Genomic DNA, 25138 nt, shown 5'->3' on the forward strand with positions numbered 1-25138 from the left:
CATGAAAAATGATATGATACTCCCAAGTAGGTAGTCTAATTAATTGAAATTAGACTACCTACTTGGGAGTATTTTTTATGGAAAGTAAATCAAAGTTTAGTTAAGAATTAAAGGTTAAAGCTTGTCTAGATTATGAAAGAGGTAATATTAATATATTAAAAAAGTATTAATAGGGCATATTTTTAAAAATACGCCCTATTAGTAAATTTAACTGTACCTATAAACCTTTAGACATATAAAAGGATTACAAGACTTTTGATATATGAAATTTACTTTTTTGTTTTTTAGATATTTCTATCCTCCTCCTACCGGAGGAAATATTGCAATAACATCACCATCATTTAATCTTCTATCTACAGGACCATCAATACCATTAAGCAAAAGAATACTTACTTCTTCTACATTTATGTTTAGTCGATTTAATACTTCAGAGATTTCTGTACCTTCTGCTAGTGTTAAGACCTGTTTTTTCTCTCTTCCTTCTCTAAAAGTTGCAAATAATCTTACTTCCACATTAATCATATGCTCACCTGCCATTCCTGTGGCCAAATATAAACCCTTTTAATGCTGGCTAAGCTTCTACAAGGCCTAAGTATTTTATATAATCCTCTAATCCAAGCCTCTTAAGTGTTTCTTCTGTTGGTATACCATTTTCATCCCAACCTCTAGCTGCATAATATTGAGGTAATAACTCACCTAAATGATGAACATGCCCCTTAGATGGTCCTTCTGGGATTGGATCCTCTGTCAATCTCTTTGGAAGCTTGTCTTCTGAGCTAGATATACCAGCCCTTAGATTAAATAACTTCTCTAGGTTCCATATTCTTTCTCCTGCTTCAAGTAAGGTCTCTCCATTATATATGTCTCCACAAACTGCATTATACATTTCTACATAATCATTAAGCCCTAACCCAAAGGTAGTAAATAGACATAAACCTATAGAGTCAATAACAGCTGTTAAGTCATGGAATACTTTAGTATATGCAGGTTTCCCTTCTTTAGCTAATCTGTCAAGCTTCTCTGGATACCCAAGGATTTCTGGATTAATCATATATCCTTTAATATGACATCCTCCTCTATTATTTACTGCATAATTTATACCATGTCCCTGAATTCCTCTAGGGTCATATGCAGGAAGCTCTTGTTTTTTTACTGTCATAGATAACTCTGGCACTCCATAAGATTTAGCTAATCTATAGGAACCTTGTGCTAGCTTTTCTCCAAATCCTTCTTTTAATCCCATTTTCTTGACCCATCCTGTAATCGCCTTTGGATCTCCCCATTTTAAGCTTAGTCCATCAGCCTCTATTTCCTCATCCTTAATATATCCTCTTTGATATAGTTCCATAGCTGCAGCTATAGTCGCTCCAGTAGATATAGTATCTAATCCATATTCATTGCAAAGCATATTAGCTTCATTTATGGCATTATAGTCAAATACTCCACAGTCTGCGCCAAAAGACCAAATAGTTTCATACTCTGGTCCACCTACTACAGTGCCATCAGCTAGTTTTACAACTCTACCGCAAGCTATAGGGCATCTAAAGCAAGCGTTTTTCTTTACTAGATATTTTTCTGTCATTGTCTCCCCACTTATTAAATCTGCATCAGCAGTATAAGACTCCTGGAAGTTCTTTACTGGTAGTACACCATTCTCGTTTATAATATTTACTAGTACAGCTGTACCATAAGTTGGCAATCCTTGACCTGCTACAGGGTCTTCTCTTAATATCTTAATCTTTTGAGATGATACATTCTTCACTCTTTCTTCATCATACAAGTTAATCTTATTAGTTCCCTTTACTACTACAGCCTTAAGATTTTTAGAGCCCATAACTGCTCCTACTCCTCCACGACCTGCTGCTCTATCCACATCATTCATTACAGAAGCAATAAGTGAAAGTTTTTCTCCAGCAGGACCTATACAAAGTACTTTTGAGTCCTTTACCTCATCTTGTAAAATCTTAGTGACTTCCTCTGTAGTCTTTCCCCATACGTGAGCTGCGTCTCGAATTTCAACCTTATCATCTTCAATACATAAATAAACTGGTTTATCTGCTTTACCTTCAAAAATTATCATGTCATGGCCAGTTGCCTTAAAGTCCGCTCCCCATTTTCCTCCAGAGTTAGCTATTGCTATTCCACCTGTTAATGGAGATTTAGTAATTACCATGTATCTTCCACTTGTAGGAACTGGTGCTCCTGTTAAAGCCCCTGCAGCTATTATAAATTTATTATCTGGGCTAAAAGGATCTATCTTTGGGTCTATTTCATCTATTAGAGTCTTTACTCCTAGACCTCTAGAACCTAAATACTTTTGTGCTACTTTTAAGTCTAACTCTTCTGTCTGAACTTTTCTTTCGCTTAAATTTACTCTTAGAACTTTTCCCATGTAGCCGTACATATGCATCCTCCTTTTATTTTTTATTTAACTGTTTTCAGTGCTAAAGCATATTAGCACCTAAAAGTTTCTATCTATATAGGATTTATTGCATAAATCATGCCAATAAAAAAAGACTTTGTGATTATGTAATTTACCACAAAGTCTTTTTTTTCGTATCATTTTGAAACAATTTGAGGAGCTTTAGATTGTTCCTAATCGGTACAGCGTTCCAAATCAGCACAGTTAATTCTATATTTTTTTATCTTTCTATATAGTGTATTTCTACCTATACCAAGCATTTTAGCAGCTAAAGTAATATTACCAGAGCACATACTTAAAACTCTTGTTATATGTTTCATTTCAACACATTCAAGTGTTATTTCTTCTTGACTAACATAATCATATTTGTCATCATTACCACTACTTTTCATGGATTCTTGCTCTTTAAAATTATAACTTCCCGATTCAAATGGGATAAAAGCACTTTCTGTATTAATTATTAATTCCACGAAATTTTCAAGTTCTCTGACATTACCAAGCCAGTCATAGTTTTTCAGAGCTGTCATCTGCTCATCTGTTATATACACTGCCTTTTTATTTAACTTCTTAGATAGTCTTTTCATAAAGTAGTCTATAAGAAGTGGAATATCTTCTCTTCTTTCCCTTAGAGGAGGTAGTTTTATAGGTAAAACATTTAGTCTATAAAATAAATCTTTTCTGAAATTGCCCTTTAAGACTTCATTTTGTAAATCCTTATTGCTAGCCGCAATTATTCTAACATCTACTACTATCTCATTCATTCCTCCTATCCTAGAAACTGTACCCTCCTCTATTACCCTAAGTAGCCTTGTTTGCATATCTAAAGGCATCTCGGCTATTTCGTCTAAAAATATTGTTCCTCCATCTGCAATTTCAAATTTCCCAGGGTGTCCATTTCTTTTGGCACCAGTAAAAGCTCCTTCCTCATATCCAAAAAGCTCTGATTCTATTAGATTCCTAGGTATGGCTCCACAGTTAATAGCTACAAAAGCTTCCTCTCTTCTATTTCCATAATTGTGTATAGATTGAGCCAATACCTCTTTACCAGTACCACTTTCACCTGTTATCAATATAGTAGATTTACTATCAGCTACTTTTTTAGCAAACTCTATTACGCTTAGTAGCTTTTCGCTGTTTCCAATTATCTTATCAAAAGTATATATGGCTTGTCTGCCCATTATTTTATTAGCTAGCCTTCTAGGCTTCTTCACTTCATTAAATACATAGATAATATCTGTTACTTCTTCATTATTATCTAATACTGAATGTGCACTTAGATTAAACTGAAGTTTATTAGTTTTTGCATTAATAAAAACTTCTTCATCAATAAATGGCTTCTTAGAGTTAATACTATCTCTCAAAGCTTGCCACCCCTTAAACAACTCTGATACCATCATTTTTTTCATTTCATCATAGCTATACCCAAACATTTTTAAAGCATGTCTATTTATGCCTTTTATATTGCCATCTAAGTCAGAGGTTATTATCCCCATGGGAATGGAGTCTATAATTGTTTCAATGTATTTTTTGGATATCATTAACTGGCTACTAAATTCTTCTATTTCAAATATTTTTTCTATTGCTTTAGTAGCTGCTACTACCATTCCAAGAGTATGTGGGTGAACAGATTCCGTATATCCTGTAAGGTCAAGACTACCTATTATTTCGCCCTTATTGTTCAAAATTGGGCTGGCAGAACAAGTCCATCTGTGATAGGCCGTTATATAATGCTCTTCTCCTGTAACCTGTACTGGCCTCTTTTCATATAATGCTAAGCTCATGGCATTTGTGCCTATATTAGCTTCATCCATAAAAGCACCAGGAATCATCTTTAAATCGAAAGCTTCCGATAGTATCTCCTCATGACCTATAACACTTAATATGCAGCCTTCTGAATCTGTAAGTATAGCAAAAAAACTCTCTCCCTTTAAAATACTATAGAGTTGATTTATTAGTGGCTCAGAAATAATTATTAGGTCTTTATTCTTTAATAATCTCTCTTGCAATTCCCCGTCACATATGATTCTATTGCTAACTCTTTGACTTCTTTTGATGCCATTTTTTTTGCTTCTTTCATGTGATGAAATTATATACTCTTTTTTAACATCTCCTGTTATAGCATTCATATCTTTCATCCTCTACCCTAAATTGCTTTATTCTCTAAGAAGCACTTCATCTCCAACTCTAACTCTTCCTCCAAGTATTACCTTTGCAAATACAACTCCATATCTAAGGGAACATGCCTCTGTCCTTTTTACAATATTGCAATCTAAAAAGCATCTTTTTCCTATAGCTGTAATTTGAAAAATACTTTCGCCTATGACGAGCTCTCGACCACAAACAAGTTTACTTGCATCTAAACCCTGTACAGTCAAATTTTCATAAAATTTTCTAACACATAATCCATCAGCCTCTATAGTCTCTATCCTGTTTCTCCCCTCAGCAGAAAACAAGGTTACTTGTCTATCTCCTGAAAATGAATGCTTATCTCCTATGAGTCCATGATTTTCTTTAAACACCCCTTCTTCAACTGACCTGAGAGTCATTTCTTTTGGGTCACATAGATATATGGCTGTTACTTTCCCAATTATAGTAGCTTGCTTAAAATCCAATTCCATAGATTTATAACACCTCAATAATGTCCCCAGGTCTAACTACTCCGCCTTTTATAACTTTAGTAAATATTCCTTCCTTTGGCATTACACACTTACCTACTTGCTGTGCAATAGCACATCCAGTATGACACTCTTTTCCTATTTGGGTTACTTCCTGAATAGTTTCCCCTATCTTCATTCTAGTTCCTACAGGTAGCTCATATAATATGATACCTTCTGTAGTTATATTTTCTGCAAAACTGCCATGGTCTAGCCCATCTATTCCAAGAGCCTTCATTTTATTAAAGCTTTCTATACCTAATAGGCTTACTTGTCTATGCCATTTTCCAGCATGTGCATCTCCCTCTAGTCCGAAGTCTTCTATGAATACTCCTTCTTTTATAGGTTTTTTTACAACTCCCTTTTTCTCACTAATATTTATATCAAGTACCTTGCCTATTTTACTCATTATGGTGCCTCCTTAGTTATTTTAAAATATCAATTAAATATCAGTTTTAAAGCTAGAGATATTTATAAACATAAAGAAATAGCTATTATCCAAATTCTTAGAAAATTTTATTAGTTAATTGCAATAATAAACTAATCCTCTTTTCTAATATATTCTCCTGACTTACCACCAGATTTTCTTATAAGCTTTATATCTCCTATTACCATGTCCTTGTCTACAGCCTTACACATGTCATATATAGTTAATGCAGCAAGAGAAACAGCAGTTAATGCCTCCATCTCTACTCCTGTTTTGCCGACAGTCTTAACTTCTGATTGAATCTCTATACTATCTTCTAGAATGTTGAAGCTTATATCTGCACCAGTTAGGAAAATATTATGACACATGGGAATAAGGTCACTTGTCTTTTTTGCTCCCATTATTCCACCAATCTGAGCTACTGAAAGAACATCACCTTTTTTTATTAGCCCATCCTTTATCATATTGATAGTTTCTTTTTTCATTTTAATATTGCCTACAGCCACTGCAACTCTCTTTGTATCATTCTTTTCGCTGACTTCCACCATATGGGCTCTACCACTTTCATTAAAATGTGTAAACTTCATCTTAGCCTCCTATTTGATACATACTATCAGTTATATACTGACCGTCCTCTAAATGATGTGCTTCTGGTTTTTGTTTAATAGCGTTTAATATGATTTTCTCTATATCTTCTCCTTGTCTTAGCTTGTCCTTTAAGTCAATTTCTTCATTTGAATGTAAACAAAGCTTTAACTTACCTTGAGATGTTAGTCTAACCCTATTACAATAGTCACAGAACTTACATGATATAGGATTTATAATACCTACTCTTCCTTTTGCACCTGGCAGCTTATAATAAACAGCAGGTGATGATGGGTCTAGTCTTTCTACACTCTTTAATGTATTTACTTTATCTAATATTACTTCGTTGGAAACAAAGTTTTCCTCAGCCCATTTTGAAGCTTCCCCTACAGGCATGAGCTCTATGAATCTTACGTCTATTTCATCTGCTCTTGTTAGATTAACAAAATCCTCTATTTCATTTACATTGAATCCACCAATTAAAACAGTATTTATTTTTATAGGAGTAAGACCTACTGATTTAGCTACATCGATACCATCTAAAACATCCTTTAGCCTTCCACCTCTAGTGATTTGAGAATATTTCTCTTCATCTAATGTATCCAAGCTTATGTTTACTCGATTAAGTCCTGCAGACTTTAAGTCTCGTGCATATTTTTTTAAGAGAATACCATTTGTAGTCATGGCTAAATCCTTTATTCCATCTAGGTTTCCTAGTTTTTCTACCAGATTAACAAACCCTTTTCTTGTAAGTGGCTCTCCACCAGTTAACCTGATTTTATTAATTCCTAATGAAACAAATACTTTAGCTATCTCATATATCTCTTCTAGTGATAGAATGTCTTTGTGTTCAACCTTACATATGCCTTTTTCAGGCATACAATATTTACATCTTAAGTTACACAAGTCTGTTACAGATATACGAAGGTAATTAATACTTCTTCCAAATGAATCCTTCATCTATTCACCTACTTTTCTTAGTCTTATGCTAATAATCATAGTGTAGCGGTATTTTAACATTAGTATAACGATAGTGTAGCAAGCATAGCAGTAGTTAAACGGTTATGTCTACAGCTTAGCTACTGTCACCTACTGGTTTATTAAAATTATCTGTCCAGTTTGCTCAAGCTCATAGCCTCCAAGTACCATAACTCTTTCTTTGAATTCATCTGATTTTATTGTTTCAATGAATTCTTTAATTCTTTCATCATTTAAGGATTCTTGTGTGACTAAAAAGTCATAATCCTCATAACCTACACTTACAAATTCTAGATCTAATGCTTTTGCAGCAGAATAAATCCCTAGGCCTGTTGTAGCAGAGCCTGTCTTCACCGCTGTAGCCACTGCCATATGTGTAGTCATTTCTCTATCATAACCTTTTATGTCAGCAGAGTCTATATTATGTTTATTGAGAAAGTAATCTAGTAGTATTCTAGTCCCTGCTCCTCTTTGTCTGTTTACAAAAACTATATCTTTTCTTAGCAAGTCTGTAAAGTCTTTTATTCTATTTTTGTTTCCTTTCTCTACAATAAAACCTTGAAGTCTTTTAACACCTTTTATGATAGCCATTTTATTTCCCGGGAAATATTTTTTTACATAGCTTATATTATACTCTCCAGTATTCACATCAAGTAGATGAATTGGTGCTATATGACATTCCCCTCTTCTCATGGCCAATATTCCACCCATGCTTCCTACATGTCCTGAAACAAGCCTGATCATATCTGCAATTATATCCATAATCAAATCATGACTTCCTATAGAAACTAAAGTTTCTTTAATATTACTTAAAGGCTTTAGTAGTTTAACATCAACTTCATCTCCAGCTTCTATGCCTTCAAGATTACGAGGGATTACAGCGATGCCATCAGCCTTAACTAAGCTCATAGTGACACCTGCTCCTCCTGGTAGTGGAGTGGCCACTAGCTTATTATTTACATACCCTAAGTTTACCCTAATTAATTCTCTATTTTTTAATGAGGAAACTATTCTCTTTGATACAGTTGCTTTGACTATTTCTTCTTTTTCTTCTTCAAGCCCTATATGTTTTAATATTAAAGGCTTAACAAATGTATCAAAGACTAAATAAGCAGAAACTGGATATCCTGGGATTCCTATGACAGGTTTGCCTTTAACTACTCCAAGAATTGTAGGCTTACCTGGTTTAAGGGCGATTCCATGAACTATTACTTCTCCAATTTCCTCTATTATCTTTACAGTATAGTCCTTCGTTCCTGCAGATGAGCCTGCATTTACTAATAATATATCATTCTCCTCTATTCCTTTAAGTATTGAATTCTTAAGAAGCTCATATTCATCTTCTACTGGTCCATATCTATTTGGAGTTCCACCATACTCTAATATTAATCCTTCAAAAACTCTAGAGTTAGAATCTAGTATTTTACCTATGGTCAAACTATTAATATCGTCTATTATCTCTGTTCCTGTTGGTATAATTCCAACCCTCGGTCTTTTATACACCTTTAAGGTTTGAATTCCACCTGATATAAGAGCTCCTATGTCTATAGGTCTTATTTTATGTCTTGATGGTATTATCATTTCTGTAGCTACTATATCTTCTCCTATAGGTCTTATATGCTGCCAAGGGTGAGCCGCTTTAAGAATCTGAACCTTACTGTCACCTAATTCTATTACATCCTCTATCATAATAACTGCATCAAATGGTTCAGTTACTGGATTGCCTGTATTTATATAAATAAAGTCTTTATTTAGCTCTAACACTTTAGGATTTACATCACTAGCTCCCTCTGTGTCTTTAGATTTTACTAATATTCCGTCCATTGCTGCTGCATTATAATGTGGAGATGAGGTTTTTGCATAAATTGCTTCATAAGTTATTCTTCCTAAAGCTTCTAGAACTTGAATTTCTTCGTGTTCAAATTCTTTAGCTAGCCTTTCATAATATAGTCTTCTGGCTTCATCAACATCTGTATTACCTATATAAATACTTCTATCTTCCTTTTTCAATAGTCTCCCTCGCTTTCTATCATTCTACCTTAACTCGAAACATAATAGAAATATTAAGCGAACTTCAGATTAAATCTACAACTCTTAGCGAGTGTAGATTTATAATCCATTAAGTATCTACGCTTATGTTTCTTAGCATTTCTTTATCTAGCAAACTATAAGAAATATACCTCTCTTATCTCTCCTTTTAATATCCCTTCTTCATGTGGCTTTAGTACAATATATCCATCTGATTTAGAAAGTAATGTAATCATTCCCGACTTCCCAAAAGTTGGTATTGCATATGTTTTTCCTTCTCTTTCTACCACATTGACCAATTGATATGTTTCTTTTCCTGGTGATGAGGGAAAATTGAAATCAAGTATTGCAGTAGTTTTGCTAACTTTATCTTTTATATTCAATAAATTTCTTATGAAATACTCTATAAATACCTTGAAAACAATTATTGAAGAAACAGGATGTCCCGGCAGTCCAAATATTGCTTTCCCTTTTCCTTCTCCTATAATTGTAGGCTTTCCTGGTTTTATAGATACTCCGTGCACAAAAACACCTTTACCGTCAAATGAATTTATTACCTTGCTAGTATAATCTCTAGTTCCTACTGAGCTTCCCCCAGAAATTATTACTATGTCTGAGACATCAAGTGCCTTTTCCACACTTCCTCTTAACAGTTCAAAGTCATCTCTCACAATGGACCTACCAGCAACCTTACCACCTAACTTCGTAATCAAAGAATGAAGTGCATAGCTATTTATATCTCTCACTTTTCCCATAGTGAGTTCTTCCTCTAAGTCTACTATTTCGTCACCAGTTGAAATTATAAAAAATCTAGGCTTTTTATATACCTTTATATTTGATACACCAAGGGCTGCTAAAACTCCTATATCTTGAGAAGATAATCTTTTTCCCTTTTCAATTATTCTCTCTCCTATTTTTATGTCATCACCTTTTAATATAACATTCTCACCAACTGATAGAGGTCTATATACCATTAAGGTTGAGTCATCAAGTTTTTCTGCATATTCAATCATTATTACTGCATCTGAGCCTTCTGGTACCATACCGCCTGTAGGCACATAAATAGCCTCACCGTTGGATAACTTTATATTTGTTTCTTCACCCATTCTAATTTCTCCTAAAAGAGTTAAGAAGCTTGGAATAGATTCACTTGCTCCATGGGTGTCAGAGCTCTTAACTGCATATCCATCTACTGTTGAACGGTTGAACTCAGGTACATTTTCTTTAGCTACTATATCCTCAGCAAGTATTCTATCTGTTGCTTCTAGTATATTAATCTCTTCTATTTCAATACTATACTCGTTAAAAGCCTCTAGCATCATTTTCCTTCCAGCTTCAACTGAAACTACATTGAAAAAGTCCATTCTAATAGGTCACCCTTCCCTTTTCAAGATAAATAATATTGTCACATATTCTATTTGACTGCTCTAGATTATGTGTAACAATTATAACCGTTGCTCCTGTTTCCCGATTAAAGTTTAATATTTCTCTTTCTAAAACCTTAATGGATTCTGGATCTATATTTGATGTAGGCTCATCTAGTAATAAAAGCTCAGGTTCAAACACTAGTGCCCTTGCCAAAGATACTTTTTGTGATTCTCCTCCAGAAAGTAAATGTGCCTTTTTATCTCTAAGTCCTTCAATCCCTAACCTACTGATTACTTTATTGACTCTGTTTTTTATATCTTCTTTATTAAATTTTCTAATTTTTAAAGGATATTCAATGTTTAGATAAACTTTTCTTTTAAAAAGATAGGGTTTTTGTGAAACTAATGTCATCCTGTCATATGGTTTCGAATTAATGACTGATTGGTCATACGATACTGTACCCGTATATTCATCATCCAGTCCTGCGATTATGTTAAGCAATGTACTTTTACCAGAGCCATTAGGACCAATTATCCCTGTTATTTTTCCTTTTTCTATTTCTAGCTTTTCTATATCTAGTACTAGTTTATCATTGTAATATTTTTTTATATTATTTATAGATACTTTCAAATTAATCCTCTCCTTGATAGGAGTATATTATGCTATTTACCCCAAAAGAAATTATTAAAAGCACAATTCCTAAAGCTATTGCCATAGGATAATCTCCCATAGAATTCATCATTGAAATAGTTGTTGTAATAACTCTTGTATGGTTTTTTATATTTCCTCCAACTATCATAACTGCTCCAACCTCAGATATGGCTCTTGAAAAAGCTGTTGCAATATTAACTAAGATATCTACTTTTAGTTCTTTTATTATAAGTATTATTATATCAAGCTTCCCTGCACCTAAAGTTTTTCCTACCTTTTCAATAGTCTTTCCACGGTTTTTTGAAAGACTGTATGTTAGCCCAATTATTAGAGGAGTTACTAATAATGTTTGAGCAATTATCATAGCTGTAGGAGTATATAGTAAGTCAAGAAATCCTAATGGCCCCTTTCTTGAAAGTAATATAGCAACTACCAATCCCACTATTACTGAAGGAACACTCATCATTGTGTATACTAATCTTGAAAATAGGCGTTTACCTTTAAACTCCTTTATTCCTAAATAAATACCTAAGGGTATAGATATTATTGAAGAAAGAATAGTAGATAAAGAGGATACAAATAATGATAATAATATTATCTTATATACTTCTTTATCTAAACTTATTAGTAAGTATCCTGCTTCTTTAAAACCATTTAAAATATAGTCCATTTAATTCTCCCCTTTGTAAAAATCCTAGCATAGCATTGTTTGCTACATACCATTGCACTTTCCTTGAGCTATGCAGTTCCGACTCTAAGCTAGGCAAGCATGAATCCCTAAAATAATTATTATAGAAAAATAGCCGCATGCTGCCAGTGAGGCTAAGCATGCAGCTAGTATAACTTCTTATAGCTCTTAATTATACTACTTGAGTAAATAACTTTTATATTATTTTAGCTTATAATATATGATTTCAATTTTTACTTTCCATTAGGTACGAATAATGGCATTCCATACTTATCTACACCAAATTCACCTATTAGTTTTTGTCCTTTTTCAGACAACATCCAATCCATAAATGCTTTTGCTCCCTCAGCATTTATTTTATCACTTTTTTCTGGGTTTACTGGTATTATACCATATTGATTAAATAAATTCTCGTCTTTTTCTATTATTATATCAAGATCTAATGTATCTCTTAAGCTAAGATAAGTTGCTCTATCTGTTAATGTATAACCTTGTTTTTCTGAAGCTATTTTCAATACATCGCCCATTCCACTACCTGCTGATAAGTACCAATCTCCTTGTGGTTCTATGCCAGCTGTTTTCCATATTTCTAATTCTTTCTTATGAGTACCTGAATCGTCACCTCTTGAAACAAATTTAGCTTGGTTTTCAGAGATAGTAGTTAAACCTGTAAGAATATCATTTGGTGAATTTTCCTTTAACTTTAGAGGATCGTCTTTTGGTCCAACTAGTATAAAATCATTATACATTACATCATGTCTTTCAGTACCATGACCTTCTTTAACAAACTCTTCTTCTGATGCTTTAGCATGTACAAGTAGTATATCTGCATCTCCATCTTTCCCCATTTGAAGAGCTTTACCAGTTCCTACTGCTATAACCTTAACTTCTATACCTGTATCTTCAGTAAATTTAGGAAGCAAATAATCTAAAAGTTTACTATCTTGTGTACTAGTAGTTGTAGAAAGTATAATACTTCCACCTAATTTTTCTTCGTTATCATTTCTATTGCCATTAGATTGATCTACGGAATTTTCAGGTTGATCTGTAGATTTAGGTGTACATCCAACTAATAAAGAAAATACAAGTAAGATACTTAAAGAAATTAACAAAAACTTTTTCATGAGTATTTTTTCCTCCTTTTATTATGTAGTTTTTTTAACCGCAATTTCCGAATGCAAATTTATTTGTGACTACCCTCCATAAATTCGGTGATTGGGATATTTGACCTGCTAATCACTTCCTGATAAAAGAATTCAACAAGTAGGGATAAGTCGTTTACCGCAATCTCATAATTTAAATTTATTGGCTCGCTATCACTCGCATAAATTTGATTCTCCTTGCGTTTGACCTACCTACGATTCTTTTAAAAAGGCATTCAAATCAATCGAGTTAGGTCATTAGCAGTCAAATAACTAAATCTGCTAACTCCCTTCGGTCGTTCAAACTTGGTGCTTGATACATTTGACCTACCAGCAATTTCTCGATTAAAGCATTCGAAAAGTTAGGTTAGATCATAAAAAAAGACAGTCCCAAAAAGGACTGTTTTAAACTAGTGGCAAAACATTAAATTTTACCAACAGGTTAAAACTTTCCTTTCCAAATACGGGAGGCACAAGAATTTCTCCTTATACCCATCGGCTAGACTTCATGGTCAACATTGACTTTAGAAGTTTAAGCTCGGAAAATTTGAGTAGATATTCATTTTTTCTCCTCTGGCAAAGCCTATGAGGGTTATATTTAATTCTCTTGCTAATTCTACTGCAAGACTAGTAGGAGCTGCTCTAGATACTAGTATAGGAATTTCTCTTTTTGCAGTCTTTATAAGCATTTCAGACGATATCCTTCCACTAACTAGAAGTATCTTGTCTGTTAAGGGGATATCCTCCACTAATGCTCTTCCTAGTACCTTATCTAATGCATTATGTCTTCCTATGTCTTCTTCAAAGATAAGTATATCATTAAAGCTACATAGGGCACAACTATGAACCCCTCCTGTATTTAAAAAAAGCTCTGAGTTTTTACTAAAGGCTTTTACAAGGTTCTTTATTTCATCTAAGGTTATAGTTAAGTAATTATTTATCTTCTTAGACTTAAAGGAATCTAATACATTATAAAACAGTGTACCCTTACCACAGCCTGATGTAATAGTTCTTTTCCCATACAGTTTTTCTATTAATGAGCTTTTATTTTTTAACTCAACATAAGAAAGACCTTTTTCTTCGTCTATTTTTAGATTAACAATGTCTGAAGTAGAACTTATAAAACCTTCTGAATAAAGAAAACCTACAGTCAAATATTTAAGAGATTTTGGACTACATAGTAGTGTTATAAATTCTTCATCATTTATAAATATAGTAAAAGGATATTCTGAAACTACTATGTCTTCTTCTTTTAATATATTGTCACCCTTCACTCTTATTATATCTACTTTTTTTGTATCATTCATAGGATTTACCTCTTTATTCATTAGCAATTTTAATCAAATAGTTATTTAAGTCTTCCTTTGTATTGAGATTCAAAAACATATCCCAATTAGGACTAAACCTTCTAGCCTCTTCTTCACTTATATAGTATACATCCACCTTCTCTAATAGTGAATTAATAGATCTATTACCACTAAAAAGATGCTTCTCTATTTCAATTTTGAGTTTTTTAGAATAAAAAGCATTAAAAGGCTCTATCCAACTACCAAATCTAGTAATACAAGCAGAAGTATCTATGCATCTAATACTATTCTTCATATATCTTATATAATCAAAATTTATATTAGGCATGTCACATGCTAGAAAGTAGGAAAATTCATTTGAAGCCATGGTTAATCCTGCATGTATGCCGCTTAACGGGCCTCTTCCGACTATTATGTCACTAATTATCTTATCCCCAAGCCCCTTATAGCACTCAGGTCTATTAGTTACTATAATAATCTCATCAAACTCCTGGTTGAGTTTCATTATGAGACTATCCATAAGTCTTCTTTCATTAATTTTCAGTAGTTGCTTATCAAAGCCCATTCTAGAACTTTTACCACCTGCTAGTATGACAGCAGTACCAAACTTCTTCATATATATCACCTATCTAGCACATTCACCTGTTTTACCTGTTAATATCTCAAGACCATGATGTATACTATCAATAATATATTCTAAAGATTCTCTTACAGCCTTTGGACTTCCAGGCAAATTAACTATAAGTGTCTCTTTTCGTATTCCTGATGCTGCCCTTGATAGCATAGCTCTTGGTGTAATACTCAAACTATAGTATCTAATGGCTTCTGATATTCCTGGAGCCATTCTATCACATACCTTAATAGTTGCTTCTGGAGTTACATCTCTTTTACTAAATCCAGTACCACCTGTAGTTAATATTAAATCTAGCTTCAGTTCATCTGACATATGAACCATTTCTCTTGATATACTGTCCTCATCGTCTGGAAGAATAACATACCTCTCAACAGTATACCCCTTTTTCTCCAAAATATCAGAAATAACCTTACCACTTAAATCTTCTCTTTCACCTTTTGAGCCTTTATCACTGGCTGTAATTATTCCAACTCTAAACATTTTTATCCTCCCCAAGGAAGATTCATATATTCCTTCATTCTTCTGTCATATTCAGATTTGAATAATCTTTCATGACCATCTTCCCACTCAGCTAATTTATTGAATAAAGTTTTTGCTACTTCATCGTCAGCACTTTCTGCTGCTTTTCTATAGAATTCCGCATAATCTCTTTCAATTAAATAAGCCATCCTTAGCACAGTTAAATCTGGAATATCAGATTCCATTAAAGTCTCAGCTATATGTTCAGACTTTTCTCTAGACTCAAAAATATTTTTTTCATCTCTATTAAAGCCCTCTGACTTAATATTAAATGAGTCTGTTTCAAGATATTCCTCTAATTGTTCTTTTATGAAGTTGTAGTGCTCCATTTCTACATCTGCTAAATCTAAAAATAGCTTTCTTGTAGTTGGATTATTAAACTTTTCTGCTTTTTCTTTGAAAAAATTATATCCATCAAGCTCCATTTGCATAGCATATTTCATTATTTGCTCATACTTTTTCATAGACATCTCAGCTCCCTATCTTTTGAATTTTAACAGCAGCCACTTTAAGCTCTGGTATTTTTGCTATTGAATCTAGTTTACTATTAGTTAGGTAGTTAGCAGCACCTTCAGCAAAGTGGAATGGCATAAATAGTACATTTTCTTCTATTATATCAGTTACCTTTGCTGTTGTAGTTATTTCTCCACGTCTTGAAGCTAACTTTACCTTTTCTCCGTGAGATATTCCAAGCTTAATAGCTGTCGCTTCATTTATTTCAACATAGGATTCAGGAGCTATTCTATTTAGTCCTTCTACTTTACCTGTCATAGTTCTAGTATGATAGTGATACAATATTCTTCCTGTCGTAAAGATAAATGGATACTCTGAGTCAGGAGTTTCAGCACTTACTGTATAATCTATTGGCATAAATAAGCCTTTACCTCTTGCAATAGAAGCCTTATGAAGATATTTTGTACCAGGATGCTCTTTGTCTGGACACGGCCACTGAATGCCAACTTTCTCTAATCTATCATAGCTAATACCCGCATATGATGGAGTTACACTAGCTATTTCATCCATTATTTCTGACGGATGGCCATATTTCTTATTATATCCTAGTTTATTCATTATCTCCATAATTATTTGCCAATCTGGTTTAGATTCTCCAACAGGATTTATTGCTTTTCTAATTCTTTGAACTCTTCTCTCAGTATTAGAAAACGTTCCGTCCTTCTCTGCAAATGATGCGGCAGGAAGTACTACGTCAGCAAGCTCTGCAGTTTCAGTTAGGAATATGTCCTGAACTACTAGAAAATCAACATTATTTAGAGCTTTTCTTACATGGTTTATATCTGGATCAGAAACCATTGGATTTTCTCCCATTATATATAGAAATTTAATGTTTCCATGCTCTGCCCCATCTAAAATTTCAGGTATAGTTAAACCAATTTTATTTGAAAGTTTAGCATCCCATGCTTTTTCGAACTTTTCTATTACTTCTGGCTTGAATACCTTTTGGTATCCTGGTAAATCTGATGGTAATCCACCCATATCACAAGCACCTTGAACATTGTTTTGTCCTCTAAGTGGATTTACTCCCGCTGATTCTTTTCCTATATTCCCACATAGCAGTGCAAGGTTTGATATAGACATAACAGAATGTGTCCCAGTAGTATGCTGTGTAATACCCATTGCATAATATATGCCTGCTTTTTCTGCTTCTGCATATATTAAAGCAGCCTTAATTATGTCTTCTGCTCTTACTCCACAAATTTTTGCAACTGCTTCTGGTGTATAATCTTTTACAGCTTTAACTAGTTCTTCATAATTTTCTGTTCTTTCTTCTATATAGGCCTTATCCTGTAAACCTCTTTCTATGATTACATTCATCATAGCATTTAGTAGTGCAATGTTTGTTCCTGGTTTAATTTGAAGATATACATCTGCATAATCAGCTAGTTCTATTCTTCTTGGATCTGCTACAATTAGTTTTGCACCTTTTCTTTTAGCTCTCTTAATCATAGTACCTATTACGGGGTGGTTCTCAGTGGTGTTAGAGCCAATTACAAACATGGCATCAGTATTTAGTATTTCCTGAATGCTATTTGTCATAGCACCACTTCCTAATGTAGTTGCAAGACCTGCAACTGTTGAGGAGTGTCAGAGGCGCGCACAGTGGTCTACGTTATTAGTTCCTATCACCGCTCTAAATAGCTTCTGGAATAAATAGTTCTCTTCATTAGTACATCTTGCAGATGTAAGACCAGCTAGTGAGTCTGAACCATGTACTTTTTTAGTTTCTTTTATTTTATCAACAATAAGCTCATATACTTCTTCCCAAGTAGCTTCTTCAAACTTTCCATTTCTTTTTATAAGAGGTGTCTTAAGTCTATCAGGATGATTAACAAATGGATAAGCAAATTTCCCTTTTACACATAATAAACCATTATTTGACGGTCCTTTAGCAGGCTCCACTCCTACTACTTTTTCACCTTTTACTATTAAATCCATTTGACAACCTACTCCACAGTAGGAGCATGTAGTTCTAACTTTTCTTGTTTCCCATAATCTGAATCTTTCCTTTGATTTAGGCTCTAAAGAACCAACTGGACAAACTGAAACACAGTTTCCACAAGATACACATTTTGAATTCACTAAGCCTTGGTCAAAAGGAGTAGTTACCTTAGTAATAAACCCTCTATCACTTAACCCAATGGCATTTGTGCCCTGTAATTCTGAACATACCCTTACACATTTGCCACAAAGTATACACTTGTTAGGGTCACTAATGTAAAAATGATTTGAATCGTCTATTGGGTAGTTTTTCTTTTCACCTTTAAAGCTTCCTTCTGTAATGTCATATTCATAACAATATTTTTGTAGACTACAAGCTCCAGATTTACTGCAAGTTAGACAATCAAGTGGATGATTTGAAATCATTAGGTTTAGAATCTCTCTTCTTGATTTCATTACCTTTTCACTATGAGTTTCTATGACCATGCCTTGCTCTACAAAAGTAGAGCAAGCAGTCATAAGGTTTCTTCTTCCTTCAATCTCCACTACACATAATCTACATGCAGCATGGGGTTCTAGTCTATCATCATGACATAAGGTAGGTATTTCTAAGCCAATTTCTTTACATACCTCAAGTATTGTTTTGCCTTCTGAAACTTCATACTGTTTCTTATTTATGGTGATAGCAACCATGACTTTTATTCCCCCTTACCATCTTTGCCTTCAACTACAGCAATCTTTTCCATGATATCCGTTAAGTTTAATATGTTGATCCAGTTGTCTTCGATGAACTTTCCATCTTGCTTTGTAAAAGGCTGTTGAGGGCTATCAACATGTAATAATTCAGTGGTCAACCTTCCCTTTAAGCATAAAGGTCTACCCCCACTAGGTTTCTTAGCCTTTAGTGCAACATTTTGCCCATTCTTTTTCATGACCTCAAAGTCACAGCCATAATCACATCTGTTACATGTCACTTTTTCTGTTTCGAATTCCCATATCCTTCCTATGGATGTAGCCCTTCTATCTATAAGGGCTCCTGTTGGGCATACAGATACACATCTATTGCATGAAACACATTTAGACTCTTCTAAGCTAAAACCTGCATCTGCTACAACCCTAGTTGCAAATCCTCTCTCTGCAAATGATAGTACTTGTCTATCAGAAACTTCTGCACAGGTTCTTATGCATTTACTACATAGTATACACTTGCTGCCATCCCTTAAAATATAAGGACTAGACGTATCAGTAAATTCTTTCCTTCTTGCACCTTGGTGCTCTCTAAACTTGACATCATATCTATAAGAATATCTTTGCAGTAGACATTCACCAGCCTTTTCACAAGTTAAGCAATCATTAGGATGATTATCCAGTAATAGTTGGAGAATAGTTCTTCTCATTTTAACTACCTTTTCACTTTCAGTGTAGACAACCATCCCTTCTGATACTAAGGTAGAGCATGATGTTTGAAGCTTTGGACTTCCCTTTATCTCAACTATACATAGTCTACATGAGGATACTATTTCCAAATCTTTATCATAACAAAGGGCTGGAATTTCGATGCCAAGCTTTTCAGCAGCCTGTAGTATGGTAAAGTTATTAGGTACTGTGACTTTTTGTTCATCTATAGTCAATGTAACATAGTTCATTTCCTATCCTCCTATTTTTATCTTTTGATTATTGCATTTATTGGACAAGCTGCTTGACATGCTCCACATTTAATACATTTTTCAGAATCAATTATGTGTAGTTCTTTCACCTTTCCTGAAATACATGAAACTGGGCAATTTCTAGCACATTTTGTACAACCAATACACTTATCTGTAATATAGTATTGTAATAGTGATTGACATGCACCAGCAGGACATTTTTTATCATGTACGTGAGCTTCATACTCATGTCTGAAATATTGAAGCGTCGATAATACAGGATTCGGAGCTGTCTGACCTAGTCCACAAAGTGAAGCTGACTTTATAGTTTCAGCTAAGTTTTCAAGCTTATCTATATCTTCTGGTTCTCCTTCTCCGCTTGTTATTTTTTCTAATAACTCAAGCATTCTCTTTGTACCTTCTCTACATGGAGTACACTTACCACATGACTCTTCTACTGTAAAGTCAAGGAAAAATCTTGCTATATCAACCATACATGTATCTTCATCCATAACTATCATTCCACCAGAACCCATCATAGAGCCTAGTGCAACAAGCGTTTCATATTCTATAGGGGTATCTAAATGTTCTGCTGTAAGACATCCACCTGATGGTCCACCAGTTTGAACTGCCTTAAATGCTTTACCATTTGGTATTCCACCACCTATATCATAAATAACTTCTCTCAAGGTTGTCCCCATAGGTATCTCAACTAATCCTGTGTTGTTTATTTTTCCTCCTAATGCAAATACTTTAGTTCCTGGAGACTTTTCTGTACCTACTGCTTTAAACCATTCTGGTCCATTTAATATGATTTTAGGAATGTTCGCAAAGGTTTCAACGTTATTTATTAGTGTAGGCTTTTGCCATAATCCTTTATTGGCTGGGAATGGTGGTTTATTTCTAGGCATTCCTCTTTCACCTTCAATAGATGCAATAAGAGCTGTCTCCTCACCACATACGAAGGCACCAGCACCAAGTCTGATTTCCATGTCAAAGCTAAAATCTGTGCCAAAAATATTTTTTCCAAGTAATCCATGCTCCCTAGCTTGGTCTATTGCAATCTGTAATCTCTTAACAGCTATTGGATATTCTGCTCTTATATACACATATCCTTGGTTTGAGCCAATAGCATAACCAGCAATAGTCATAGCTTCTACAAGAGCATGAGGGTCTCCCTCTAGAATACTTCTATCCATAAATGCACCTGGATCTCCCTCGTCAGCATTACATACAACATATTTTTGATCTCCTTTCGCATCAGCAGCAAACTGCCACTTTAATCCTGTAGGAAATCCTGCTCCTCCCCTACCGCGTAAACCTGAAGCCTTAATAGTATCTATAACTTGCCCAGGTGTCATTTCAGTTATTGCTTTTCCTAAAGCCTCGTATCCATTATAGGCAATATATTCTGTAATATCTTCAGGATTAATAACACCACAGTGACTTAATGCAATTCTCTTTTGCTTACTATAAAAGTCTACTTGATTAATAGATTTGATTACGTTTTCCTCTACTGCATCTTTATATAATAACCTTTTAACTATTCTTCCTTTATATAGGTGTTCTTCCACTATTTCATCTACATCTTCAATTTTTATATGGCTATAAAAAGCCCCTTCTGGATAAACTATTACTATAGGTCCTGCTTCACAAAGTCCAAAGCATCCAGTTCTAACAACTTTTATTTCATTATCAAGTCCTCTTGCCTTTAACACTTCATTGAATTTCTCTTCTATTTTATCTGACCTTGAAGAAGTACAACCTGTACCTCCACATATCAAGACATGCGATCTGAACATTTCCATTATTTTCCCCCCTGCTTTGTTTGATTCAAATATTTTAAAGTTCATAACATATTGCCTAACAAAAGATGCTAACTATTTTAATGAATAAAATTCATTTTGCTTGTTTTTTAGATTATCATAGTCTATGTATATAGAATAGATAGTCTAAAATACTATACTAGTTCTAATTTGGATTTTGTTATTTATGATTATTAATTATTGCTTATACTTCTTAAATATTTTCTTGTGCTCCAATAGTATATTCTTTTACAATTCTATTATTTACAATATGCTCTGCAATAACTTTTCTTGCTTTCTCAGGATCCATATTTACGTAGGTAACCTTTTCCTCACCATTTCTATATACTTCAACTATGGGTTCAAGTCTACAAACGCCTATACAACCTGTTTGTGTAATAGTTACATCTTTTAGCTTTCTCTTGTTAACCTCTTCAACAAGTGCCATAAGTACAGGTCTTGCTCCTGCTGAAATACCACATGTTGCCATTCCTACTACTATTCTAGTACTTGATTCTTCATTTCTTAAGTCAATCTTTTCTAAAGCTTCTTCTCTGATTTTTTTCAATTCTTCTAAAGATTTCATAAATACACCCCCAAAGCTTTTATCAAAATTATAACTTAACTAATTTAACTATTGAATTAATTTTGTGATACTATATTTTACTCTACTATTTTTTATAATTTTCTAGTCATAAATACACATAGTAAGATGATTTAGTTTGAGTACTAGATACTTATTTTAAGTATTTCTCAAGAATCCCCTCTACCTCTTCTGCCTTCAATCTTCCATATACATCCTCATTTATTGTAATTACTGGCGCTAATCCACATGCTCCTATACATCTAGTTGCTTGTAGTGAGAATTTTCTATCTGGTGTTGTTCCTCCTACCTGAACATTAAGCTTTTCTTTTATCTTGTCAAGTATTGCTTGTGAGCCTTTTACATAACAAGCTGTACCTAAACATACTCCAATTTGATATTGACCTTTTGGTATTAATGTGAATTGTGAATAGAATGTTACTACACCGTATATCTCTGCAAGCGGTACATTTAGACCTTCAGAAATTATGGTTTGAACTTCAATTGGCAAATACCCAAATAAATCCTGTGCCTCATGAAGTACAGGCATTACTGCTCCCTTGGTATCCTTATGCTTTTCAATTATTTTTTGCAGTTCTTTTATTTTTTCTTCGTTTTGTTTCCAATCAAACTTAAAATCCATTTAATAAAACCCCCTTTTAAATTTTTTAAAAACAAAATCCCACTTTAATTTTTGTGTAAGTTTAAGTTAGCAAAAATATACAGTTGTATTCAAAATGTCCATGAAAGCAGCTAAGATTAGACAGGTTTAGGTAGGTTAAAATGATTTTTACTTCAGCTGAAAGCTTAACTTTTTATGACTAGCACATTGCAGTAGTTATTTATCATGAGTTTATTTAAATCTTTTGTTTTGATACCATTAGATATTAGTTTCACTTGTATTTTTTAGAAGGAAACCGCAGTACAAACCTTAATTTATAGACCTTGGTAACCTTCAAAAATACAAAGATATTATACATTAGTATCTAGTAGCTGTCAATCTCTCAGCCCTTCTATGCAAGTAATTTTAATCATTTTAGTATTTGTTAAGAAATATCAATAAAATGGAGGTTCTTAGAGGAAGCAATATTATCCTAATGCCTCTCTTTTAAATTTAATATTTAATAACACCTTCCATTACTATTACAGCCTGACCACCTACTTTAACAATGTCATGATTTTCTGATTCATAAATTTCACATTGTATCTTACTTGGTCTGTTCATATATTGCCCTTGATTTACAGTTAATGAGTTTGTCCTTAGCATGTTGTTTCGTTTCATATAGTATATTAATGCTCCATTGGCTGTTCCTGTAGCAGCCTCCTCATATATACCAAGTGAAGGTGCAAAGTTCCTACAATGAACCTCATTCTCTTTTGAGTTATCTAAAGTGAAAACATGCATTCCTATTGATTTTTTACTAATACAGTAATTGTCCATCTTTTCAAAATCTATTTTTAATGATTCTAATGCCTCCATATCCTTAACAGGAACAATGATATCCTTTAATCCTGTACTTATTATTTCTGGTTTCAAATCATAGCCTCTTATTCCAATTTGCTCTTTATAGATACCTAGTATATTTGATATTTTTTCTATTTCATCGACCTGACCAAAAACTTCAGGACTACCTTGATGCATTAAAACCTTAATAATTTCATCATTTTCAAAATATAACTCTACTGGAAGTAGACCGGATTTTGTTTTCTGTGTAATAAGAGCTTTGCTTCTATCTTCATTTCTAATGTATCCTTTTGTACCTAGAACATAAAAAGTAGCTATAGTAGCATGTCCACATAGAGCCACCTCACATTTAGGCGTAAAGAATCTAACCTCAAACAAGTTATTATCTAACTTTTTTACAAATGCTGTTTCTGAAAGATTCATTTCACTTGCAATTTTTTGCATATCTTGCTCAGATAGATTTTTCGCATCTGGAACTACACCAGCAGGATTACCTCCAAAAGGCCTATCTGTAAAGGCATCTACTTGATAAATTATAACCTCCATCTATGTTTTCCTCCTAAAATGAAGTTTCACTTCGTACTATTTAATAATTATATCAGAAATATGTTAGTTTACATATGGAATTAATTGTCGATGGTTTTACAAAAAGAAAAGGATTTAGATAAACTAATCCCTATGAATATATTCATTTAGTGGGATATTTATGTTTCACGTGAAACAATTTTACGAAAGCAAATAAGACCGCATGCTAAACACATGCTATATTTTTAATGATTTAACTAATTGATATCTTTTTTTGCAAGCCACATATTTTATGATGCCTAATATTTAATAAAATGTTTCACGTGAAACATTTTATTAAATATTAAGATAGATTTAAAGCAGAATGAAATTTTAAGAAAGCAACTCTAATATTCTTTCTAAATCATCATCACTATAGTATTCGATTTCTATTTTCCCCTTTTTGCTTCCCTTTGAAACCACAACCTTAGTTCCAAAAAATTTTCTTAATGATTCTTCTATTCCTAATATAATAGGGTCCTTTTCAGAAGATTTTTTGCTTTTTTTACTAGGCTTGCTTTTGTCCTTATCTTCTAAGTAATTCTTTACTAGTCTTTCTGTTTCTCTAACACTTAAGTTGTTGTCTACAATAGTCTTGCATAATTTTTTTCTAGACTCTCCATCCTCTATTGTTAATAATGCTCTACCATGTCCACTTGTAATAGTCCCTTTAGAAATCAGTTCAAGTATTTCTTTCTCTAAATTTAAAAGCCTCATCACATTAGATATATACGGTCTGCTCTTCCCTACAGCTTGTGATATTTCCTCTTGCGTTAGCTTGTATTTTCCCGAAAGGTTTTTATAGGCTAAGGCTTCTTCTATTGGATTCAAATCTTCTCTTTGAAGGTTCTCAATTAATGCAATCTGTGAAACTTCTATTTGACTTAATTCTTTAACTATGGCTGGAATTTCCTTCAACCCTGCTTTTTGAGCAGCTCTCCACCTTCTTTCGCCAGCTACTATTTCATAACCCTTATCTTGCTTTCTAACAATAATAGGTTGAATAATGCCGTGTTTGCTAATTGATGCAACTAGCTCGTCCAAGGTTTCATTATTAAAATCTCTTCTTGGTTGCTCAATATTTGGTGCAATTTGAGAAATATCAATAAATATTATTTTTTCATCATTGCTTTCAGCATCTGTAATTTCTTTTAAAGGTTCATCTGGTATCAATGCAGAGAGACCTTTACCCAGTCCCCTCTTCTTAACAGACAT

Annotated in this window: 23 protein-coding genes and 1 riboswitch; all 23 genes read right to left on the reverse strand. The window is 33.5% G+C overall.

Translation table 11 applies throughout. The features are described from left to right. Positions 1-294 precede the first annotated feature (294 nt). The 23 genes from DW1_RS14840 to DW1_RS14950 all read right to left on the reverse strand — a co-directional run bounded on the left by DW1_RS14840 (position 295) and on the right by DW1_RS14950 (position 25138). Complete coding sequence (locus DW1_RS14840) at positions 295-519, reverse strand: MoaD/ThiS family protein (protein WP_074351800.1); 225 nt, start codon at positions 517-519, stop codon at positions 295-297. A gap of 52 nt (positions 520-571) precedes the next feature. Continuing rightward, positions 572-2404 (reverse strand): aldehyde ferredoxin oxidoreductase family protein, encoded by a 1833-nt coding sequence (locus DW1_RS14845; protein WP_074351732.1) that lies wholly within the window; start codon positions 2402-2404, stop codon positions 572-574. Positions 2405-2595: 191 nt separating this feature from the next. Beyond that, a complete protein-coding gene (locus tag DW1_RS14850; RefSeq protein WP_074351733.1) occupies positions 2596-4557 on the reverse strand; it encodes a sigma-54-dependent Fis family transcriptional regulator in 1962 nt (653 codons plus the stop codon). An 18-nt stretch (positions 4558-4575) separates the two neighbouring features. Then, complete coding sequence (locus DW1_RS14855; RefSeq protein ID WP_143474443.1) at positions 4576-5058, reverse strand: MOSC domain-containing protein; 483 nt, start codon at positions 5056-5058, stop codon at positions 4576-4578. After that, positions 5045-5476, reverse strand: coding sequence for an MOSC domain-containing protein (locus DW1_RS14860; RefSeq protein ID WP_200800540.1), 432 nt, complete (start codon positions 5474-5476; stop codon positions 5045-5047). Before DW1_RS14860 ends, DW1_RS14855 begins: the two co-directional genes overlap by 14 nt. Before the next feature lie 140 nt (positions 5477-5616). Then, positions 5617-6090 carry a cyclic pyranopterin monophosphate synthase MoaC gene (gene moaC / locus DW1_RS14865; RefSeq protein ID WP_074351737.1) on the reverse strand — a complete coding sequence of 158 codons (474 nt, stop codon included), beginning with the start codon at positions 6088-6090 and terminating at the stop codon, positions 5617-5619. A 1-nt stretch (position 6091) separates the two neighbouring features. Beyond that, positions 6092-7048 (reverse strand): GTP 3',8-cyclase MoaA, encoded by a 957-nt coding sequence (gene moaA / locus DW1_RS14870; RefSeq protein ID WP_074351739.1) that lies wholly within the window; start codon positions 7046-7048, stop codon positions 6092-6094. Between the two features lie 129 nt (positions 7049-7177). Beyond that, positions 7178-9076: a molybdopterin biosynthesis protein gene (locus DW1_RS14875; RefSeq protein ID WP_074351740.1), complete on the reverse strand. Its 1899-nt coding sequence runs from the start codon at positions 9074-9076 to the stop codon at positions 7178-7180. 155 nt (positions 9077-9231) lie between these two features. Continuing rightward, positions 9232-10458, reverse strand: a complete 1227-nt coding sequence (gene glp, locus DW1_RS14880) for a molybdopterin molybdotransferase MoeA (protein ID WP_074351742.1) — start codon at positions 10456-10458, stop codon at positions 9232-9234. 1 nt (position 10459) lies between these two features. After that, on the reverse strand, positions 10460-11092 hold the full coding sequence (locus DW1_RS14885; RefSeq protein WP_074351744.1) for an ATP-binding cassette domain-containing protein: 633 nt from the start codon (positions 11090-11092) through the stop codon (positions 10460-10462). Between the two features lies 1 nt (position 11093). Continuing rightward, positions 11094-11783 (reverse strand): ABC transporter permease, encoded by a 690-nt coding sequence (locus tag DW1_RS14890; RefSeq protein ID WP_074351746.1) that lies wholly within the window; start codon positions 11781-11783, stop codon positions 11094-11096. Between the two features lie 251 nt (positions 11784-12034). Next, entirely contained in the window at positions 12035-12925 is an 891-nt protein-coding gene (locus DW1_RS14895) for an ABC transporter substrate-binding protein (protein ID WP_074351747.1), read from the reverse strand. Between the two features lie 452 nt (positions 12926-13377). Beyond that, positions 13378-13499: riboswitch (molybdenum cofactor riboswitch) on the reverse strand. Further along, positions 13468-14250 (reverse strand): formate dehydrogenase accessory sulfurtransferase FdhD, encoded by a 783-nt coding sequence (gene fdhD, locus DW1_RS14900; RefSeq protein ID WP_159433602.1) that lies wholly within the window; start codon positions 14248-14250, stop codon positions 13468-13470. Its footprint overlaps the riboswitch before it by 32 nt. A gap of 13 nt (positions 14251-14263) precedes the next feature. Continuing rightward, positions 14264-14866 (reverse strand): molybdenum cofactor guanylyltransferase, encoded by a 603-nt coding sequence (locus tag DW1_RS14905; protein WP_074351749.1) that lies wholly within the window; start codon positions 14864-14866, stop codon positions 14264-14266. Between the two features lie 9 nt (positions 14867-14875). Beyond that, positions 14876-15364 carry a MogA/MoaB family molybdenum cofactor biosynthesis protein gene (locus DW1_RS14910; RefSeq protein ID WP_074351751.1) on the reverse strand — a complete coding sequence of 163 codons (489 nt, stop codon included), beginning with the start codon at positions 15362-15364 and terminating at the stop codon, positions 14876-14878. A gap of 2 nt (positions 15365-15366) precedes the next feature. Next, positions 15367-15867, reverse strand: a complete 501-nt coding sequence (locus DW1_RS14915; RefSeq protein ID WP_074351802.1) for a ferritin-like domain-containing protein — start codon at positions 15865-15867, stop codon at positions 15367-15369. A gap of 7 nt (positions 15868-15874) precedes the next feature. Further along, positions 15875-18553 (reverse strand): formate dehydrogenase subunit alpha, encoded by a 2679-nt coding sequence (fdhF, locus tag DW1_RS14920; RefSeq protein WP_083605708.1) that lies wholly within the window; start codon positions 18551-18553, stop codon positions 15875-15877. 5 nt (positions 18554-18558) lie between these two features. Then, complete coding sequence (locus tag DW1_RS14925) at positions 18559-19506, reverse strand: NADH-quinone oxidoreductase subunit G (protein ID WP_074351752.1); 948 nt, start codon at positions 19504-19506, stop codon at positions 18559-18561. Positions 19507-19523: 17 nt separating this feature from the next. After that, entirely contained in the window at positions 19524-21314 is a 1791-nt protein-coding gene (nuoF, locus tag DW1_RS14930) for an NADH-quinone oxidoreductase subunit NuoF (protein WP_074351753.1), read from the reverse strand. A 211-nt stretch (positions 21315-21525) separates the two neighbouring features. Next, a complete protein-coding gene (locus DW1_RS14935) occupies positions 21526-21897 on the reverse strand; it encodes a (2Fe-2S) ferredoxin domain-containing protein (protein WP_074351754.1) in 372 nt (123 codons plus the stop codon). Positions 21898-22048: 151 nt separating this feature from the next. Continuing rightward, positions 22049-22537 carry an NADH-quinone oxidoreductase subunit NuoE family protein gene (locus DW1_RS14940; protein WP_074351756.1) on the reverse strand — a complete coding sequence of 163 codons (489 nt, stop codon included), beginning with the start codon at positions 22535-22537 and terminating at the stop codon, positions 22049-22051. A gap of 471 nt (positions 22538-23008) precedes the next feature. Beyond that, positions 23009-23905 carry a PhzF family phenazine biosynthesis protein gene (locus DW1_RS14945; protein ID WP_074351758.1) on the reverse strand — a complete coding sequence of 299 codons (897 nt, stop codon included), beginning with the start codon at positions 23903-23905 and terminating at the stop codon, positions 23009-23011. A gap of 351 nt (positions 23906-24256) precedes the next feature. After that, positions 24257-25138, reverse strand: a complete 882-nt coding sequence (locus DW1_RS14950) for a ParB/RepB/Spo0J family partition protein (RefSeq protein ID WP_074351759.1) — start codon at positions 25136-25138, stop codon at positions 24257-24259.

The organism is Proteiniborus sp. DW1, assembly GCF_900095305.1.
In the GTDB taxonomy this organism is placed as follows: domain Bacteria; phylum Bacillota; class Clostridia; order Tissierellales; family Proteiniboraceae; genus Proteiniborus.